This is a genomic window from Thioalkalivibrio sp. AKL8 (assembly GCF_000380525.1).
Lineage (GTDB): Bacteria > Pseudomonadota > Gammaproteobacteria > Ectothiorhodospirales > Ectothiorhodospiraceae > Thioalkalivibrio > Thioalkalivibrio versutus.
The window spans coordinates 420304-439058 of sequence record NZ_AQYF01000008.1; the positions used below are offsets into that span (position 1 = coordinate 420304).

The window sequence follows — 18755 nt, forward strand, 5'->3', positions numbered from 1 at the left end:
TGTGTTTTGTCACGAGTGACCGTGCCAGGTGTTGCCTTACCCCCAACGAAGCTAATCGGCGCCCAGGCCACGAGTGAAAAAGAGGTGGCCCCGCGGTTCCAGGCGTTGTTCGTGGCGGACCGAAGGCTCCCGGCATAATGCCCGCGCAGCAACCAGGACCGACCGCTGAACAAGGTAGACCGTCCGATGGCGACCGTGAAAAGTACCTGTTACGAGTGCGATGCCAACTGTGCCATCGACGTCACCCTGGACGCCGTCGGCGAGCCGATCGCCATTGACGGCCCCGACTGCCCGCGCTGCTACGTCCAGCTCGACCGGCGCAACCATCCGGAGCGCTTGCTGTACCCGCTGCGGCGAACGGGCCCGCGCGGCAGCGGCCAGTTCGAGCGCATCTCCTGGGACGAGGCACTGGACACCATCGCCGAGCGCCTGCGCGCCACCCGCGAGGAACACGGGGCCCCGGCGGCGGCCTTCTTCGCCGGCTATACCAAGGAGGCCCGGCCGCAGCTCCAGCGCCTGGCGCATGCCTTCGGCTCGCCCAACTACCTGACCGAGAGCGGCTGCTGCTTCTCCTCCACCAAGGTGGCGGAAGAGGTGACCTTCGGCACCAAGATCAAGACCTCGTCCACCGTCGCCTCGGATGCGACTCGCTGCCTGCTGGTGTGGTCGACCAACCCGCGCGGTTCCATCCCTCCGTTCCACCAGCACCCCCTGGCTGAGGCCCGCCCGGGCTGCGCGACCGTGGTGGTGGACCCGCGGGTGACCCCGCTGGCGGAGCAGGCCGAAGTGCACCTGCAGATCCGCCCGGGCACCGATGGCGCGCTGGCGCTGGGCATGCATTACCTGATCTTTAAAAACGGCTGGCAGGACCAGGCCTTCCTCGACGAATGGGGCAGCGGCGTGCAGGCCTTCCGCGACTACGTGGGCGAATTCCCGCCGGAGCGTGTCGCACAGATCTGCGGCATCGACGCGGCCGATCTGCGCCGCGCCGCCGAGCTCTATGCCGCCAACGCGCCGGCGCAGATCATGCTCTCGCCCACCGCCACCGTGCAGCACAGCAATGGCTTCCAGAACCACCGCGCGGTGATCCTGCTGGCCGCGGTGACCGGCAACATCGACCGCGAGGGCGGCAACCGCTTCTTCAACGACAAGGTCACACCCAGGCCCATCGACCTGTTCGACCACTGCAAGCAGAACCTCCCGCCGCGCATCGGCGACGAGACCTTTCCGGTGTGGACGGCCCACTGGCCGGCGGCACAGAGCATGCTGCTGCCGGATGCCATCCTCGAGGGGCAGCCACAGCCGGTTCGCGCCCTGCTGGCGATGGGCATCAACACCGCGATGTGGCCGAACTCCAGGCGCATGGAGCAGGCACTGGGCGCGCTGGATTTCTTCGCCGCGTCGGACTTCTTCCACAACCCGGCCACGCGCATGGCCGACATCGTGCTGCCGGCCGCCACCAGCCTGGAACGCGCGGCGCTGATCGCCTACCCCGGCTGCAACTTCCGCGGCGAACTGCGCTACCGCCACGCCGCCGTTGCCCCGCGCGGCGAGGCGCGCCCGGATGGCGAGGTATTCCTGGAGCTGGGTGTGCGCCTGGGCATGGGAGAGCAGTTCTGGAACGGCGACCTGGAGGCCAGCTGGGCCGAGGCCGCCGAGGGCATACCGGAGACCATCCGCGAACAGGTCTATAACGACCCGGACGGCGTCACCGTGTTCGCCAGGGCACTGGACGACATGCTTGCGCACGGCTTCGAGGAAGGCGACCGCCAGTACCGGATCGACGGGTTTCGCACGGTCAGCGGCAAGGTGGAGTTCGACGCCGCGGAACTGCGCGCGGCCGGGCACGACGGCCTGCCGGTCTACCGTGAACCGGCGGAGAGCCCGGTTTCCACGCCGGAGCTCGCCCGCGACTATCCGCTGGTGCTGACCAGCGGCGCCCGCCACAAGCACGCCACCCACTCGCAGCACCAGCAGCTGGAGCGCATGCGCCGGGCGATGCCGGAGCCGCTGGTGGAGTTGCACCCGATGGATGCCGCCGCGCGCGGGATCGTCAACGGCGACACGGTAGAGGTGCGCTCGCCACGTGGGCGCGTGGCGTTCGTGGCCAAGGTCACGGACCGCATCAAGCCCGGCGTGGCCCACTGCCAGCACGGCTGGAACCACGCCAACGTGAACGAACTGACCGACGACCGCTCGCTGGACCCGATCAGCGGGTTTCCCGCGTTCAAGTCGCTGCTGTGCGAGGTGGAGCGCCTGGCGGCGGGCCACGCAAAACGCCAAGCGGAGGCCGGGTAGTGCCGTTTGTCGGTGTCCTCCCCGAACGCGAGCATATCTTCCGGCCCGAGCCGTGCCGGGAGGTGGCCGTGTCCGACGCCGCCGCCTGGCGGCTCAATCCGGACCACCGGCATGTCTATGACAAACTGCATCTGGCCCTGGATGCCGGACTGACCGCCGCGCCCTGCGGCGTGGCACCCACGGACCTCGGCATCGCGGCGGACGCCGAGGTCTTCGTCAAGCCGATCACCAACCTGGCCGGCATGGGGCTGAACGCACGCACCCTGCCGGCCAGCGACGTGCCGGCAGAGCCCGGCAGCTTCTGGTGCCAGCGCCTGCAAGGTACCCACACCAGCACCGACTGCCTGGTGGAGAACGGCGCGGCACGCTGGTTTGCCCACACCCGCGGTTCGGAGGCGAAGGACGCCGCCCGCCCGATCTACTGGGAGATCGGCGCCGCCGCGCCCGAGATCGAACCCTGGATCGCCGACTGGGTACGCCGCAACCTGGCCGGCTACAGCGGCCTCTGCAACATCGAACTGATCGGCGGCCGGCCGATCGAGGCCCACCTGCGCGGCTCCAACGGCTTCTTCGACTTCTACGGCCCGGAGTTCATTTCAGCCTGGGTCGCGCTGGCCGACGGCGAGGCGTTCACCCCGCCCCCGCCCATCCCCGGTGGCTTCGTGATCTCGGTGTTCGGCGAGGCCGACCTGCGGGATGACGACTTCCGGGCCGCCGAGGCGGCCGGCGTGAACCTGCAGCCCGATCCCTCCACCCCGGGCCGCGCCGCCATCCTGCGCTGCCGTGACCGCGAGGCCGGCTTCGCCATCTACCGACGACTCACCGGGCACACGCTGTAGCCAAGGCGCACCGCTTCCGGAGCTGGCGTAGTCAGCGCGGATACCAGGATCAGGCGTGACAGGTCGAGACAGGGCAAAGGGTTGGGACCATCCCCATTCCGCGCCCCCACCTGCGTCATCCCGGACACCGCAAAGCGGTGAGCCGGGATGACGGAGCGTGATTTGTCACGGGTGCCGGGGCCAAGCCTGAGTCCTCTCTCCACCCTGGCCGATCGGCATCCGCGACAGTCCGGCCGATTGCCGCGGCCCCTATGAGGCCTCGCAATGGCGGGGAATGGGGCCCGCGAACGGCCGGGGTCAGCGGGATACCGGCGCAGGGTCACTGCACCTGAATGGCCCACATGCCCCGTTGCGCAGGAAGCGCGAGTGCCCCGTCCCTGTCATTGCGAGGAGCGCAGCGACGTGGCAATCCAGCCGGGTGGCTTCCCCCTCGGGGGGATTGCCCGCGCCGCACTCGCCATAACGGGTTCTGGTGAGGCCGACCGCCCCGCGATCCAATCGGCGAGGCTGGAGAGGCCACGCCGGGGCGTTGCCCCGCGGCTGGCTCAGCGTACGGAGAGCCGCATGGTCATGGCGTGGGTTGCGCCCGCGGCAAGCGGGTAGGCGTCGTCGAGGGCGTTGGCGACTTCGACGCAGACCGTCTTGCGGTACTGGTCGTCGGGCATGTCCGCGAACGACTGGACACCTTCCGGGCCGGGGTTCCAGAGCACGCTGCTGGCGCTGTTCTCGCGTTCGATGACGATCTCGCGCGCGTTGTCCCGGTCCTCGATCACGAGTGTGCCCGGTTGGCCGACGAACACCTGCTCCATCGGGGTCGTCATGGCGACGTCGCCGGACTGCGTCCCGCGTTCACCGTCCGCCAGCTTGTCGATCCGCGTGGTCCCATCCAGCCCGCGCACCACCAGGCCCTCGGCCTCGCCCACGCCGAAGTAGGTGTGGAAGGCCTCCGACACACGCCACTCGCGATCGCTGCGGTTTTCGCCCTCCAGCGTCATCTCCAGGGCCTCGCCCAGGGTGACGTGCAGGCGCAGCGAGAACTCCAGCGGCCAGGCCTTGCGGATGTCGTCGTCCGGGGTCAGCACGAACACGACGTGCGTGGCATCGCCGACCGATTCCACGGACTCGACATCCCAGAACGCATAGCGGGCGATCCCGTGGCCCTTCTTGTATTCGTCGCTCGGGTCGGGCCCCAGCGCGGCCGGATCGTACGGGCCGAACCATGGCCAGCAGACGGGGACCCCGCCGCGCACCGGTTTCTTGCCGTCGTACAACGCGGTATCGCTCACCCACAGCACGTCGGCACCACCCTTCGGGCGATAGCTCAGCAGCGTCGCGCCGAAGGTCGTCAGGGTCGCGCTGCCGTGCGCGTTCTCGATATCGACCATCACCAGCGCATCCTGCTGACGAAATCGCACTTCGGGATGCGGAAACTGTTCCGTGAGCGCTGCAACCGTCATCTGATCTCTCCTGTCCGACAAGGGCTGAAGCGTAGCAGACCCCGTGGTGCACCGAGTGCCTGCACGGGCGCCGGGATCAAGGACGCCGGATCAGGTCGGGCCTTCTGCCCCGGCATTGCGACCGACCGGCGGCCCAGCACGCTCCGACCGATTGCCACGGCCTCTGCGAGGCCTCGCAATGGCCGGTGTGGGTACGGCTGTCAGGCGGGTAGCGGCAGCCGGCCCTGGTAGTGGAACTGGGTCAGGGGAAAGTCGTGCAGGGCTCCGTCGCGGGGCTTGAGGAAACGGACGTGGTCGGCGGTGAGCTGGCACAGCCAGGGATCCTGGCGCGTGGGTTTGTTGCGGGTAAACGGGCGCGCATTGAAGAGCCCGAGGTTCAGGCCGGCCTCGTGATCGCGGGCGGACGGGTATTCGAACAGGTCGATGCCGGCCTCGCGCAGCGCGGCGCCCAGGGCCTGGGTGGCCTGATAGTCGGCGGGATGACGCAACAGGTCCGCGTGTTCAGCGAACGGGGGCTGATGGAGCTGCAAGCCATTGGGGCTCTGGTAGCGTGCGGCGAACAACGTGTGCTGGGTATCGAGCTTGCGCGGTGGCGGGGTCGCCATGCCATGCCAGAACACAAACCGGTAGTAGGCCGCCTCGGCGAGGACCGTGCGCTCGCGCAGGGCGCCGTAGAACAGGCTGGGTTCGTGGCGACGGCCGAAGCGCGATCCGTGACGTAGCGGCGGGTAGCGAAACGGCGTCGCCAGCAGGTAGTGCAGCCGTTCCGTACCCGGACGCCGGGGCGGCTTGGTGGCCTCCAGCATCTCTTCCAGAACGGCCTGGCGGTCGAGCGAGCTGACAATCTGGTTGGTGGCAACCTGCTCCTGGCTCTCCACCAGGCGCAGGACCTCCCCCCTCAGCATGACACGCGGCGCCGCTTCGACCAGGGCATCCCAGTCCGGCATGTCAGGTTACCCTCATAGCTTGCCGCGGATCGCGTCGAGATATTCCAGCACGCCCACCAAACCCTGAACCGTGCGGATCTGCTCGGCGGGCACGCCTCCGGTGTGGTGGTTGTGCGTCTGCATCCAGTGTTTCATCGCACCGACATCCCCGCCGGTGAGGACATAGAGCGCGCGATAGCAGCGAATCAGCAACAGCGCCAGCTCACCCGGCTTGCTGGCCGGCTCGATGTTGCCCCGACTGATATCCGTGCGGCCGCGCCCGACTACCTCGCCCAGCTCCGCCTGGGTCAGGCCCAGCGCCTTGCCGGCATTGACTAGCGCCTCGCGCAGGACCTCGGAACGTTCCGGGGCCAGAAGCTCTGCAGTGCTCATGGCTCACCTCCAGACAAACAGCAGTAAGCACATACTAGCACTCCATGTGCATACTGCACATTCAAACCCTGCGCGACCTTTGGCCATCCGGCACCGCACGCGCCCATCGGTCCGGCCGCGCGAGACGCAACCGCGTGTTCGAGTGCTACGATCGGCGCGACGGATTCATTACGCCCTGCCCCAGACTCATGCAGGTCGGGGCACCACCGGAGAGGACGCCATGCTGATCACGCTGCTGTTGATGATTGTGTTGCTGCTGGTGGCGGGCGCCTTGCTGATCTGGCAGGCGAGCATCATCTTCAGCCTGGAGATCGCGGACGGGAAACTGCGGGTGCGGCGCGGCGACCCGCCGATGCACTTCGAACATGCGGCCCGCGACATTGTCCGGCGCTACGGCGTCGAGAACGGGCGCCTGACTGCGGTTCGCACCGGCAAGGGGCTGCGCCTGCGCAGCTCGTCCTCCATCCCGAAGGAGGCGCACGGTGAACTGCAGGCCGCACTCCAGCGTGTAAAGGTGGGCCAGAAGCGCCGCAAGAAGCGCCGGTAACGCGCCCAGGCCAGACCGGCGCCACCGCACAACGTAGCCGGCATCAGTCAGCGGCTGCGAGCAGACTGGCGTTGCCGCCGGCGGCGGTGGTGTCGATGCACAGGTGGCGCTCCACCACATAGCGCTCCGGCGCGATCAGGGCGGTCTCCAGCGCAATGATCGGCCCGTCGCGCAGCGCCAGCGCCTTGCTCAACCTGCGGGTCCACTCGCTGCTACCGACCGCGGCCACCGCCACCAGACCGTCGAGTAGAGTCAGCGTTTCCGGATCGACGACGCCGTCGATCCCCCGCAGCGGGACGTCGGCCTTTTGCAGCGCCCGCGCGGCGCGTTCGGCACCCGGGGCCACCATGACCACCGGACACCCCGCCCCCAGCGCCTGCGCCGCCTGCGCCAGTGCAACCTCCGCACCCGGCCCCAGGCACAGCACCGGACCGCGGGGATAGAGACGCAGGCGATTACTCTCGCCGGTCGGCCCCGGCAGCGTCTGCGGACTCGTGTCGAACGCCGCGGTCTCCGCCAGGGCCTGGCGCAGCAGCCCCGTGCGCTCCGGCAGCGCCTTGCGCAGCACCTCCATCCGGTCGGTGCGCGCGGCCCAGTCACCGGCATCCAGCGCGTCCAGGGCCTGCTGCAGGGTATCCCGGGTAACCCCGGGGGCCTCCGCATCCGGCGCCGCGGGGTGATCCGCGGCGACTGGCAGGCGGCGCCCGAAACGGGTCAGGTACAGCGGCCCGCCGGCCTTCGGGCCGGTGCCGGAGAGCCCCTCGCCGCCGAACGGCTGGGAACCGACGATGGCGCCGATCTGGTTGCGGTTCACGTACTGGTTGCCCACGCGCAGGCGCTCGACCACCTGCTGCACGCGATCGTCGATGCGGGTATGCAGGCCGAAGGTCAGGCCGTAGCCGCGGGCATTGATGGCATCCACCACGGCGTCCAGGTCCCGCGCGCGAAAGCGCGCGACGTGCAGCACGGGGCCGAATACCTCGCGCTCCAGGGCCTCGATCCCCGGGAGCCGGACGATAGAGGGGCCGACAAAACGTCCGGTCTCCGGCACCGGCAGCGACTTCACCAGGCATCCCTGCTCCTCCTGCGCCTTCAGGTAATCGCGGATATCCGCCTGTGCCTCGGCATCGATCACCGGCGAGACGTCGGTCGCCAGTTGCCAGGGATCGCCGATGGTCAGCGCGTCCATCGCGCCCTGCAGCATCTCCAGCAACCGGTCATGGGCCTCGTCCTGCACGTAGAGCATGCGCAGCGCGGAGCAGCGCTGCCCGGCGGACTGGAAGGCGGAGGCAAGGATGTCGCGCACCGCCTGTTCGGTCAGCGCGGAGCTGTCGACGATCATCGCGTTCAGCCCGCCGGTCTCGGCGATCAGGACAGCGTCCGGCCCGGCGTTGTCCGCCAGGCTGCGATGGATCCGCTGCGCCACCTCGGTGGAGCCGGTAAAGCAGACCCCACTGATGCGCGGATCGGCGGTGAGCGGCCCGCCGACGGACGGGCCGTCACCCGGCAACAACTGCAGGGCGGTCTCCGGCAGGCCGGCCTCGCGCATCAGCTCCACCGCGCGGGTGGCGATCAGCGGGGTCTGCTCGGCCGGCTTGGCCAGCACGGTATTGCCCATCGCCAGGGCCGCGGCGACCTGCCCGGTGAAGATCGCCAGCGGGAAGTTCCACGGGCTAATGCAAACGAACACCCCGCGCGGCTCCAGCTCCGCCTCCTCTTCCAGCCGTTCGGCCTCGCCGGCGTAGTAGCGCAGGAAGTCGACCGCCTCGCGCACCTCGGCGATGCCGTCCCATACGGTCTTGCCGGCCTCGCGGTTGGCCAGCGCGATCAGCTCGGGGGCGTGCGCCTCGTAACGATCCGCGATGGCGCGCAGCAGGTCCGCCCGTGCCGCGACCGGGTGCGCCGACCAGTCGACAAACCCCATCAATGCGGCCCGCAGGGCCTGCTCGACTTCCTCCACCGTGGCCTCGCGCACCGCCCCCACCACGTCGTCGGGGTCGGCAGGAGAAACCGCGGCGCGGGGTTCGCCCTGTGGCGCGTGCCCCGCGGCCAGCATCGGCGCCGCCTGCCAGCGCATCCGCGCGAAGGCCTCGCGCGCCTCGAGCAGCGGCAGGATGGAGGCGGGTTCGTTAACGCAGTAGCCACGCGAGTTCTGCCGCTGCGGCTGGTAGAGATCAGCCGGGTCGCGGATGGCCGGGTTGGCGATGGTGTCGCCGAGGGCATCCAGCTCGGCGAGCGGGTCGCGGGCGATCTCCGCCGGCGCGATGGCGCTGTCCACCACCTGGTTGACGAAAGAGCTGTTGGCGCCGTTTTCCAGCAGGCGACGCACGAGATAAGCCAGCAGGTCACGATGCGCGCCCACCGGGGCGTAGATGCGGCAGCGGGTGCCGGCCGTTGCCTTGACGATGGCGTGCACCGACTCGCCCATGCCGTGCAGGCGCTGGAACTCGAAGCCGTCGCGATCGTCTCCGGCCATGGCCAGCACCGCCGCACAGGTATGCGCGTTGTGGGTGGCGAACTGTGGGTAGATGCGGTCGCGCCGGTCCAGCAGCATCTGCGCGCAGGCGATGTAGCTGACATCGGTATTCACCTTGCGCGTGAACACCGGGAAGTGTTCCACACCCCGTTCCTGCGCCAGCTTGATCTCGGTATCCCAGTAGGCGCCCTTGACCAGGCGCACCATGATCCGCCGCTCCAGGTGCTCCGCCAGCGCGTAAAGCGCCTCGATCACCGGCGCCGCGCGGCGGCCGTAGGCCTGCACGACCACGCCGAAGCCGTCCCAGCCGGCCAGTTCCGGATCCGCCAGCAGGGCCTCGATCACGTCCAGCGACAACTCCAGGCGATCCTGCTCCTCGGCGTCGATGTTGAAACCGATTCCGGCCCGCGCCGCCTGCCGTGCTAGTTCCCGCGCCCGCGGCACGAGTTCCGCCATCACCGTCGCGCGGTGGGTGTACTCGTAACGGGGATGCAGCGCGGAAAGCTTGACCGAGACGCCGGGACTGGAACGCACGTCGCCCTGCGCCTGCTTCGCGATCTCCGCGATAGCCGTGGCATAGGCCTCGTGATAGCGCCGGGCGTCGGCATCGGTACGCGCCGCCTCGCCGAGCATGTCGTAGGAATAGGTGTAGCCCTCGCGCTCCATCTCGCGCGCGTTGCGCATCCCCTGGGCAATCGTCTCGCCGAGCACGAACTGGCGCCCCAGCAGCTTCATCGACTGCGCCACGGCAGTACGCACCAGCGGCTCGCCGACCCGCCGGATCAGCTCGCGCAATGCGGCGGCCGGGCGCTGCGGGTCGTCGCTCAGCACCTTGCCGGTCAGCATCAAGGCCCAGGTAGAGGTGTTCACCAGCGACGACGAGGAATGCCCGAGGTGGGCGCCCCAGTCGGAGGGCTCGATCTTGTCCTGGATCAGGTCGTCGATGGTCTCGGCGTCCGGCACCCGCAGCAGGGCCTCCGCCAGACACATCAGACCGACACCCTCCTCGGTGGACAGGCCGTACTCGGCGAGAAAGCTCTCCAGCATCGACGGCGATGTGTCGGCGCGCACCCGCTCGACGATGCGCGCGCCCTCGGCCGCGATACGGGCGCGGGCTTCGGCATCCAGCCGGATGGCGGCCCGCAGGTCGCGCAACACGGCCGCCTCGTCGGCCCCGTATGCCGCCCGGATGCGGGCACGATACGGGTCGAGGACAGTGTCCTGCTGGGATTCGGGCTGCTGCATCGGCCTGCTCCCGTGTAAAGGGGGTCCCTGTACCCGGCCCGGGCGCCTTCGGTCACCTTACCCGGTGAAAGCGCAGGCCCGGGCGCAGGGCATCACAGGTGACCGGTCTTCACGTAGATCAGCGTCTCCTCCTCCACCCAGGGGTCGTGCTGACTCGAATGCGGGCTGCGGATCCACGTGCCGGCGGGATAGCGCCCGTGCTCGTCGATGAATTCGCCGGACAGCACCAGGATCTCCTCCCCGCCCCAGTGCCGGTGGGGCTGGAAATGCTCCCCCGCCGGCCAGTGCACCAGTGCGGTGTGTTCGGCACCGAAGCTGTGCAGATGCAGGACGCGCAAGCCGCCGATGCCCGGCTGGAAGGGCGCCGAGTGGGTATCCACCACCACCTTCTCGCGGTCCTCGGGCGCGAACTGCTCCAGCTTCACGAACAGCGTGCAGCCGGGATCCGAGTGCGGCGTGTGGCGGGAACCCGGCGGATTGCGCAGGTAGGTGCCGGCGGGATAGTCACCGGTTTCGTCGGAGAACACGCCGTCCAGTACCAGGATCTCCTCGCCCAGCGCATGCGTGTGCGGCGGGAAGCGGGCTCCGGGCTGGAACTGCACGATGCTGGTGGCGCGGCCCGCTTCCGCCTGCTCGCGTTCCAGCGGCTTGCGCACCACGCCGTCGGCACGGCTGCCGCTCCAGGGCTGCGCCGCCGTCTCCACGACCACCGGCCGGTTCAGATCCAGGTTCAGGGCTCCCGTCATGCGCGCTCCGACCGTCTTTTCAATCGAACACAGCCCCGGCCGGTTAGTTCCTTTCCGGCAAGGGCACGGGCGTTCAGTGGTGGTGACCTTCGTGGCCGTGATGCTCAGGCCCCGGACGATCTTCCGCCTCGCCGTGATAACCGCGGGCCTGCCGATAGCGCGCCTTCTGCTCGTCGCTGAGCAATGCGTCCATCTTCAGGTGGTAGGACAGGTGCAGGTGGCGCAGGCGACCGCGCAGCTCGCCGATCTCGACCGTGAGCGTCTCGATGGTCTCGCTGGAGATCCCGCCCTCCGCAAAGCGCGCGTCCAGTTCCCTTTCACCCTCCACGATGCGCCGGCCCAGTTCGCGCGCCTGCTCCCGCATGGTCTCGAACAGCCGCTCGGTCTCGCGGTGTTGTTCGGCCGTCAAGTTCAGTTCCTCGGCCACCTCCAGCACATGCAGCGGGCCCGGGTAGCCGTGCAGCTCGGCCGGCAGCGCCATCCCCATGCCGCGCCCTTCCAGGAGGTCTTCGGTCTCCTGCGCGGAGAGTGCCTTGATCTCGCGCTCCTGCAACCCGGAATACGGATTGGCCGCGGCCGATGCGGACATCACCAGCGCAAGGCTCGCGCCCATCAACCCCGAAAAAGCGATAACACGATGCATGCAGGAATCCCCTGGCAAGAAATGGCGTCTGGATTGTAGCGCCCAGACCAATCACGGGACACCGAACCGCTCACGGACGTCTAGACTCCGGATCGATACTCATAAAAAGGCAAAAGGACGCGACATGCTGATTATCGGATTGATTGTGGTCGTCGCCGCGCTGGTGTTCGCCACCGCGAAACTGCGCGTACATCCGTTCCTCGCCCTGCTGATCGCCGCCTTCGCGATGGCACTCATCGGCGGTATCGCGCCGCGCGAGGCGATCAGTGTCATCAACGACGGTTTCGGCAGCACCCTGGGCTACATCGGCATCGTGATCGCCCTGGGCACGATCATCGGGGTCATCCTCGACCGCACCGGAGCGGCCGTGGTGATGGCGGAGGCGATCATCCGCACGCTGTCCGACCGCTTCCCCACCCTCACGGTCTCGATCATCGGCTACATCGTATCCATCCCGGTGTTCTGCGACTCCGGCTACGTCATCCTGAACTCGCTGAAGAACGCGCTGGCCAAGACCGCCGGCATCTCGGTGGTGGCCATGAGTGTCGCGCTGGCGACCGGGCTGTTCGCCACGCACAACTTCGTGCCGCCCACCCCCGGCCCGATTGCGGCCGCCAGCAACATCGGCATCGCCGATGCCCTGGGCCTGGTGATCCTGGTGGGGCTGTTCGTCTCCGCTGTCGCGGCCGCGGTGGGCTGGCTGTGGGCCAGCCGCTACGCGAATGCCAATGACGAAGAGCTGCTGGAACCGGACCCGATCAGCGAGGCCACCGGGCAGGAGGTCGAGAGGGAAGAGATCAAGCTGGAACACCGCCCGACGACCCTGGGCGCGTTCATGCCCATCCTGGCGCCGATCGTGCTGATCTCCATCGGCTCCGTCGCCTTGCTGGCCACCCGCGACACCGAGGCCGGGATATTCGCCAACGCACTGATCTTCCTCGGCACCCCGGTCGTGGCGCTGGCCATCGGCGTGATCTTCGCGCTGCTGCTGATCAAGGGCGCCGGCATCAAGGACCGCTTCCACCAGATGACGGTCGACGCGATCCTGCTGGCGGCCCCGATCATCCTGATCACCGGGGCCGGGGGCGCGTTTGGCAACGTGCTGCGCGAGACGCCGATCGGCGACCAGTTGGGTGACCTGCTGAGCGGCCTGGGCCTGGGCCTGCTGGTGCCGTTCCTGATCGCGGCGGCGCTGAAGTCCGCCCAGGGCTCGTCCACTGTGGCACTGGTCACCGCCTCCAGCATGATCGCGCCGATGCTGGCCTCGCTGGGGCTGGATTCGACCATGGGCATGGTCCTGGCCGTGATGGCCGTGGGTGCCGGTGCGATGACCGTCTCGCACGCCAACGACAGCTTCTTCTGGGTGGTCACCCAGTTCAGCCGCATGAAGGTGTCCACCGCGTACAAGGTGTTCACCACCGCCACGCTGCTACAGGGCATCAGCGCGATGATCACCATCTACATCCTGGGCCTGATCTTTGTCTGAACGACTGCGGGTCGTCGTTTGCCCGGACAGCTACAAGGGCAGCCTGGAGGCCGAGGACGTGGCCGCCGCCATGGCCCGCGGGGTACACGCCGCCCGACCGGATGCCCGGGTACGCTCCCTGCCCATGGCGGATGGCGGCGAGGGGACGGCGCGGCTGGTCAGCCACACCCTTGGCTGGGCCTGGCACCTGTCGGATGTGACCGGCCCCACCGGCGCCCACCTGAGCGCTGGCTGGGGCTGCGATCACCGCGAGCAGCGGGCCGTGATCGATGTCGCCTCCGCCTGCGGGCTGGACCGAATCCCCGACGACCGGCACGACCCCTGGCAGCTCCATAGCTTCGGCGTCGGCGAGCTAATGCGGGCGGCCCTGGACGCCGGCGCCGAACACCTGATGATCGGCCTCGGCGGCAGCGGCACGGTGGATGGCGGCGCGGGCATGCTGGCCGCCCTGGGCGTGCGCTTCCTGGATGCCGAGGGACACACGCTTGCGCCCCACCCGGCCGGCCTGGCCGATCTCGCGCGGGTCGACTTCGACGCGCTGGACCCGCGCCTGGGCCGCATCGACATCACCGTGCTGAACGATGTCGACAACCCGCTGACCGGGCCGCATGGCGCGGCGGCGGTATTCGGCCCGCAAAAAGGCCTGAAGGCGGCCGACATCCCGGCGATGGATGGGCACATGGAGCACCTGGCCCGTTGCATTGATGCCGCCGGGCACCTCCATCGTCCCACCGACACCCCGGGCGCCGGCGCCGCCGGCGGACTGGGCTTCGCACTGGACTGCGTCCTCGGCGGTAGCGCGCGCATGGGCGCGGGCTACCTGGCCGAACTGATCGGGCTGGATGCCGCGATCCGCGAGGCCGACCTGGTCATCACCGGCGAGGGCCAGCTGGACGGCCAGACCTCGCACGGCAAGGTGGTGGCAGAAGTCGTGCGCCGCGCCCGGGAACTGCGGGTCCCCGTGGTGGCGATCGCCGGCGCCATCGCCTGCGACGAGGCCGAGATCGCCGACTTCGGCCTGAGCGACGCCCGCGCCCTGTGCGACGGCAGCATCACCCTGGACCAGGCCCTGGCCCGCCCCGCACACTACATCGCCGAGCGCACCCGTGCCCTGATCGAGGCGGCCGAACCGGGTGTCCGACCGTGAATCAGCGGAATGCTCCCGTCTGAAAGGAACGTGTTCGGTTGATCCGGGTCCGACTCGCAGCACGGATCGATACGAACCCAAAGGAAGACCCCATGACCAAGCACGATGACGCGCTTTTTCGCCCCTACAGCCTGGGCCCGCTGGAGCTGCCGAACCGGGTGCTGATGTCCCCGCTGACGCGCTCGCGCGCCGGGCAGCCAGGCGACGTGCCCACTGATCTGAACGCCGAGTACTACGCGCAGCGCGCCGGTGCCGGCCTGATCATCAGCGAGGCCACTCAGGTCTCGCCGCAGGGCAAGGGCTATGCGTTCACGCCGGGCATCCACTCGCAGGAGCAGGTGGACGGATGGCGCAAGGTCACCGAGGCCGTGCATGGCGGCGGGGGACGCATCCAGGCGCAGCTGTGGCACGTCGGCCGCATCTCGCGCCCGGAGCTGCAACCCGACGGTCAGAAGCCAGTCGCCCCTTCCGCGATCCAGCCGGAGGGCGCCTATACCTTCATCAGTGCCGAATCCGGCATGGTTGAAGTACTGGAGCCGCGCGCGCTGGAACTCGACGAGTTGCCGGGCATCGTGGAGCAGTATCGCCAGGGCGCGCAGAATGCCAAGGCGGCGGGCTTCGACGGCGTGCAGATCCACGCCGCCAACGGCTACCTGCTGGACCAGTTCATCCGCAGTGGCAGCAACCACCGCACCGACGCCTACGGGGGCTCGGTGGAGAACCGCATCCGCCTGCCGCTGGAGGTGGTGCGCGCGGTCATCGAGATCTGGGGTCCGGAGCGCGTGGGCATCCGCGTGAGCCCGACCGGCAGTTTCAACGGCATGCACGATGATGATCCGCTGGAAACCTACAGCGCCTTCGCCGAGGCCCTGGACGCCACCGGCATCGCCTACATCGAGGTGGTGGAGGACTCCTTCCAGGGCAATCACGAAACCGGCCGCCCGGAGTCCATCATCGACGCCATCCGCGCGCGCTTCAGCCGAACCTACATCGGCAACGGCGCCTACAGCGCCGACGAGGCCCGCGAGCGCATCGCTGCCGGCCGCTGTGACCTGGTCACCTTCGGCCGCCCGTTCATCGCCAACCCGGACCTGCCCGAGCGCTTCCGCCAGGGCGCCCCGCTCAACGAGTGGGACGAAGCCACCTTCTACGGCGGCGACGAACACGGCTACACCGACTACCCGGCGCTCACGTGACCCGTGGCTCTTTCCGGCCGTCGGCAGGGCCTCTGAATTAGCTAGACGGTGACGTCGGCCAGGTGGCCCTTGCCCTCCAGCCAGGCGCGGCGCTCGCCGGCGCGTTTCTTGCCGAGCAGCATGTCCATCAGCTGCATGGTGTCGTCGGCGGCGTCGAGGGTGAGCTGCACCAGACGCCGGGTGTCCGGGTTCATGGTGGTCTCGCGCAGCTGTAGCGGGTTCATCTCGCCCAGCCCCTTGAAACGGGTCACGGAGATCTTGCCCTTCAGTTTTTCTGCCTCGATGCGCTCCAGCACGCCGGCCTTCTCGTCGTCGTCCAGGGCGTAGAAGGTCTGCTTGCCGACGTCCACACGATAAAGCGGCGGCATGGCGATATACACGTGCCCCCGCTCCACCAGCGGCCGGAAATGCTTCAAAAACAGCGCGCACAGGAGCGTGGCGATATGCGCGCCGTCGGAGTCGGCATCGGCCAGGATGCAGACCTTGCCGTAGCGCAGCCCGTCCAGGCTGGCCTGGCCCGGGTCCACGCCCAGGGCCACGGAGATGTCGTGGATCTCCTGCGAGCCGAGCACCTGGTCCGGGTCCACCTCCCAGGAGTTCAGGATCTTGCCGCGCAGCGGCATGATCGCCTGGAAATCGCGATCGCGCGCCTGCTTGGCGGAGCCGCCAGCCGAGTCGCCCTCGACCAGGAACAGCTCGGTGCGCTCGAGGTCCTGGCTGGCGCAGTCGGCCAGCTTGCCCGGCAGGGTCGGGCCCTGGGTAATCTTCTTGCGCACCACCTTGCGGCCGGCGCGCTGGCGCTTCTGTGCGTTCTGGATCGAGAGTTCCGCGATGCGCTCGCCCTGCTGCGGGTGCTGGTTCAGCCACAGGCTGAAGGCGTCCTTGACCACGCCGGAAACAAACGGCGCGGCCTGGCGCGAGGACAGCCGCTCCTTGGTTTGCCCTGCGAACTGCGGGTCCTGCATCTTGAACGACAGCACGCTGGCCACCCGCTCCCAGACATCCTCCGGGGCCAGCTTGATGCCGCGCGGGAGGAGACTGCGAAACTCGCAGAACTCGCGGACCGCTTCGGTCAGACCGGTGCGCAGGCCGTTCACATGGGTACCGCCCTGGGTGGTCGGGATCAGGTTTACGTAGCTCTCGCTGACCACCTCGCCGCCCTCCGGCAGCCAGGTCACGGCCCAGTCGGCCGCCTCGGTCGCCCCGGCGATCGAACCCATGAACGGCTCCTCCGGCAGGCGCTCCAGACCATCCAGGGCCTCCACCAGATAGTCACGCAGCCCGGCGGCGTAGCACCATTCGCAGGCCTCGCCAGTCGTCTCGTCACGGAAGGTTACGGTCAGGCCCGGGCACAGCACGGCCTTGGCGCGCAGGATGTGCTTGAGCCGGGGCACCGAGAACCGCGGCGAATCGAAGTACTGTGGGTCCGGCCAGAAATGCAGCGTGGTCCCGGTATTGCGCTTGCCGACGTCGCCGACCGCCTCCAGGTCCTGCGTCTTGTAACCGCCGGAGAAGGCCATGCGGTACTCGCGCCCGTCACGCTTGATCTGGATCTCCAGCAACTTCGACAGCGCGTTCACCACCGACACGCCAACCCCGTGCAGGCCGCCGGAGAACTGGTAGTTCTTGTCCGAGAACTTCCCGCCCGCGTGCAGGGTGGACAGGATCACCTCGACCCCCGGGCGCTTTTCGCGCGGATGCAGGTCTACCGGCATGCCGCGGCCGTCGTCGCTGACCGAGACCGAGTCGTCCTTGTGCAGGATCACATCGATGCGCTTGGCGTGGCCGCTGATCGCCTCGTCCACCGAGTTGTCGATCACCTCCTGCGCCAGGTGGTTCGGGCGGGTCGTGTCGGTGTACATGCCCGGGCGCTTGCGCACCGGGTCCAGCCCCTCGAGGACCTCGATATCGGATGCGGAATAGCTCACGTGATGGTTCCTGTGTCGATTGCGCACTCGCGGATGCGCGAAGGGTAGCAAATCAGGGCTGCTTGCAATCGCCCCCATGATCCCAACAATGCTGTGCAGATTTCGTATTCAAGTGTTTCAGGAGGGTTCCCATGGCAGAAGCCGCAAGCGCAACCGGCGACGATATCCTCGACGTCACGCAGGAAAACTTCCAGCAAGCGGTGCTGGACGAGTCCCACCAGCGCCCGGTGGTCGTGGATTTCTGGGCCGCCTGGTGCGGACCGTGCCAGCAGTTGATGCCGCTACTTCAGCAGCTCGCCACGCAGTACGCCGGCAAGTTCCGCCTGGCCAAGGTCAACAGCGACGAGCAGCAGGCCCTGGCACAGCAATACGGTGTGCGCAGCCTGCCGACCGTCATGATCTTTCGCCACGGCAAGCCGGCGGATCAGTTCATGGGCGTGCAGCCGGAGCCGAACATCCGCGCGATGATCGACCAGTACCTGGAGAAGCCCTCCGACAAGCTGATCGAACAGGCGCGCGAGCAGGCGAAGACCGGCGACGTGGACGGCGCCCTGGCGACCCTCAAGGCCGCGCTGGAGGAGGACCCCGACAACGGCGACCTGCGCATCGAGCTGGCGCGCGCCCTGGCCCAGTCCGGCGATCCCGAGGCGGCCGAGACCGAACTCGCCAAACTGCCGCTGGATCAAAGCGAGAAGGAAGAGGCCAAGACCCTGCGCGCCCGCCTGGTGTTTGCCAAGACGGCGGCCGGCGTCGACCCGCAGGCGCTGGCGAAAGAACTGCAGACAGGCGACCCGCGCCCCGAGGCGCTGGAGCAGATGGCCGCCTACGCGATGCTCTCCGGACGCGCCGAGGAGGCGCTGGGGCTATACCTGCAACTCATGAAGCAGCACCGCGCCTATAACGATGGGGCCGGCCAGCAGGGCCTGCTGGCCGCGTTCAAGGTGCTGGGGGATGACCACCCGCTGGTCGGGCAGTATCGACGGCAGATGGCGTCGCTGCTCTACTGAACAGGGCCCGGTTGCCGGCGCAGCATCCCTCCAACCGGCTACGGCCTCGACCACGCCCCATCGGCCAGAGGCTGGCCTTGTATGTTTAACCCCGGCAGGCCTAGAAAGGGTCTGTCGGGGTGGAGGGACGAGGCCGGCATCTGGCCTGTGGCACAGACGGTAGGAGAATTCGTCCCACCCCTCACCTTAAACGCCGATAAGGAATCGATCGGCACGGGACCGACGATAGATGGCAAGCCAGCGTTCGGTGAGGCCCCGACAGACAACTCCAAGCTAGCTCGGGAGGTGTGATGATGGCAACGCATCGGATCGGGGTCGATGTCGGCAAGGCCGAGTTGTGGATCAGCATCGACGGTGAAACCGCACAGCCGTGTCCCAACGAGCTCCCGGCGATCCGCCGGTGGGTCCGTGGCTTGGAGGG

14 protein-coding genes and 1 pseudogene are annotated in these 18755 nt (G+C 68.5%); 8 read left to right on the top strand and 7 right to left on the bottom strand.

Going from position 1 to position 18755, the window contains the following annotated elements; genetic code table 11:
* Positions 1-186 precede the first annotated feature (186 nt).
* Positions 187-2298 (top strand): molybdopterin-dependent oxidoreductase, encoded by a 2112-nt coding sequence (locus G335_RS0109265; RefSeq protein WP_018168039.1) that lies wholly within the window; start codon positions 187-189, stop codon positions 2296-2298.
* A complete protein-coding gene (locus G335_RS0109270; RefSeq protein ID WP_018168040.1) occupies positions 2298-3137 on the top strand; it encodes a hypothetical protein in 840 nt (279 codons plus the stop codon). The genes G335_RS0109265 and G335_RS0109270 overlap by 1 nt, the downstream gene beginning before the upstream one ends.
* A gap of 545 nt (positions 3138-3682) precedes the next feature.
* Here the strand turns inward: G335_RS0109270 and G335_RS0109275 are convergent.
* From G335_RS0109275 to G335_RS0109285, 3 genes are all read right to left on the bottom strand, one after another.
* Positions 3683-4594 (bottom strand): D-hexose-6-phosphate mutarotase, encoded by a 912-nt coding sequence (locus G335_RS0109275; protein WP_018168041.1) that lies wholly within the window; start codon positions 4592-4594, stop codon positions 3683-3685.
* Positions 4595-4794: 200 nt separating this feature from the next.
* Complete coding sequence (locus tag G335_RS0109280; RefSeq protein ID WP_018168042.1) at positions 4795-5541, bottom strand: RES family NAD+ phosphorylase; 747 nt, start codon at positions 5539-5541, stop codon at positions 4795-4797.
* A 12-nt stretch (positions 5542-5553) separates the two neighbouring features.
* Positions 5554-5913, bottom strand: a complete 360-nt coding sequence (locus G335_RS0109285) for an MbcA/ParS/Xre antitoxin family protein (RefSeq protein ID WP_018168043.1) — start codon at positions 5911-5913, stop codon at positions 5554-5556.
* A 220-nt stretch (positions 5914-6133) separates the two neighbouring features.
* On the opposite strand from G335_RS0109285, the gene G335_RS0109290 reads away from it, so the two are divergent.
* Positions 6134-6460 carry a DUF3634 family protein gene (locus tag G335_RS0109290; protein ID WP_018176556.1) on the top strand — a complete coding sequence of 109 codons (327 nt, stop codon included), beginning with the start codon at positions 6134-6136 and terminating at the stop codon, positions 6458-6460.
* Between the two features lie 43 nt (positions 6461-6503).
* Here G335_RS0109290 and putA read toward each other — a convergent pair whose 3' ends face one another.
* The 3 genes from putA to G335_RS0109305 form a co-directional block, all read right to left on the bottom strand.
* A complete protein-coding gene (gene putA, locus G335_RS0109295; protein ID WP_018176557.1) occupies positions 6504-10181 on the bottom strand; it encodes a bifunctional proline dehydrogenase/L-glutamate gamma-semialdehyde dehydrogenase PutA in 3678 nt (1225 codons plus the stop codon).
* 92 nt (positions 10182-10273) lie between these two features.
* On the bottom strand, positions 10274-10927 hold the full coding sequence (locus tag G335_RS0109300) for a cupin domain-containing protein (protein WP_018176558.1): 654 nt from the start codon (positions 10925-10927) through the stop codon (positions 10274-10276).
* 73 nt (positions 10928-11000) lie between these two features.
* Positions 11001-11570, bottom strand: a complete 570-nt coding sequence (locus tag G335_RS0109305; protein ID WP_018176559.1) for a Spy/CpxP family protein refolding chaperone — start codon at positions 11568-11570, stop codon at positions 11001-11003.
* Positions 11571-11694: 124 nt separating this feature from the next.
* Between G335_RS0109305 and G335_RS0109310 the strand changes: the two genes are divergently transcribed.
* From G335_RS0109310 to G335_RS0109320, 3 genes are all read left to right on the top strand, one after another.
* Entirely contained in the window at positions 11695-13056 is a 1362-nt protein-coding gene (locus tag G335_RS0109310) for a GntP family permease (protein ID WP_018176560.1), read from the top strand.
* Positions 13057-13060: 4 nt separating this feature from the next.
* Positions 13061-14203 (top strand): glycerate kinase, encoded by a 1143-nt coding sequence (locus G335_RS0109315; RefSeq protein WP_081623064.1) that lies wholly within the window; start codon positions 13061-13063, stop codon positions 14201-14203.
* A gap of 92 nt (positions 14204-14295) precedes the next feature.
* Positions 14296-15399 carry an alkene reductase gene (locus G335_RS0109320; protein WP_018168050.1) on the top strand — a complete coding sequence of 368 codons (1104 nt, stop codon included), beginning with the start codon at positions 14296-14298 and terminating at the stop codon, positions 15397-15399.
* A gap of 41 nt (positions 15400-15440) precedes the next feature.
* Here the strand turns inward: G335_RS0109320 and parE are convergent, their stop codons facing one another.
* The gene (gene parE / locus G335_RS0109325) at positions 15441-17327 is read right to left on the bottom strand and encodes a DNA topoisomerase IV subunit B (RefSeq protein WP_018168051.1); all 1887 of its coding nucleotides are present in this window, start codon (positions 17325-17327) and stop codon (positions 15441-15443) included.
* A 131-nt stretch (positions 17328-17458) separates the two neighbouring features.
* Between parE and trxA the strand changes: the two genes are divergently transcribed.
* Both trxA and G335_RS14500 read left to right on the top strand, forming a co-directional pair.
* Positions 17459-18334: a thioredoxin gene (gene trxA / locus G335_RS0109330; protein ID WP_018168052.1), complete on the top strand. Its 876-nt coding sequence runs from the start codon at positions 17459-17461 to the stop codon at positions 18332-18334.
* A gap of 290 nt (positions 18335-18624) precedes the next feature.
* A pseudogene (locus G335_RS14500) lies at positions 18625-18755 on the top strand (IS110 family transposase); the annotation flags it as partial.

What these genes read in the sequence shown, in the direction of transcription:
- G335_RS0109285 (WP_018168043.1), bottom strand. Translation starts at nt 5,913, where the DNA reads ATGAGCACTGCAGAGCTTCTGGCCCCGGAACGTTCCGAGGTCCTGCGC.
- trxA (WP_018168052.1), top strand. Translation starts at nt 17,459, where the DNA reads ATGGCAGAAGCCGCAAGCGCAACCGGCGACGATATCCTCGACGTCACG.
- G335_RS0109290 (WP_018176556.1), top strand. Translation starts at nt 6,134, where the DNA reads ATGCTGATCACGCTGCTGTTGATGATTGTGTTGCTGCTGGTGGCGGGC.
- G335_RS0109310 (WP_018176560.1), top strand. Translation starts at nt 11,695, where the DNA reads ATGCTGATTATCGGATTGATTGTGGTCGTCGCCGCGCTGGTGTTCGCC.
- G335_RS0109320 (WP_018168050.1), top strand. Translation starts at nt 14,296, where the DNA reads ATGACCAAGCACGATGACGCGCTTTTTCGCCCCTACAGCCTGGGCCCG.
- G335_RS0109265 (WP_018168039.1), top strand. Translation starts at nt 187, where the DNA reads ATGGCGACCGTGAAAAGTACCTGTTACGAGTGCGATGCCAACTGTGCC.
- G335_RS0109300 (WP_018176558.1), bottom strand. Translation starts at nt 10,927, where the DNA reads ATGACGGGAGCCCTGAACCTGGATCTGAACCGGCCGGTGGTCGTGGAG.
- G335_RS0109275 (WP_018168041.1), bottom strand. Translation starts at nt 4,594, where the DNA reads ATGACGGTTGCAGCGCTCACGGAACAGTTTCCGCATCCCGAAGTGCGA.
- G335_RS0109305 (WP_018176559.1), bottom strand. Translation starts at nt 11,570, where the DNA reads ATGCATCGTGTTATCGCTTTTTCGGGGTTGATGGGCGCGAGCCTTGCG.
- putA (WP_018176557.1), bottom strand. Translation starts at nt 10,181, where the DNA reads ATGCAGCAGCCCGAATCCCAGCAGGACACTGTCCTCGACCCGTATCGT.
- G335_RS0109280 (WP_018168042.1), bottom strand. Translation starts at nt 5,541, where the DNA reads ATGCCGGACTGGGATGCCCTGGTCGAAGCGGCGCCGCGTGTCATGCTG.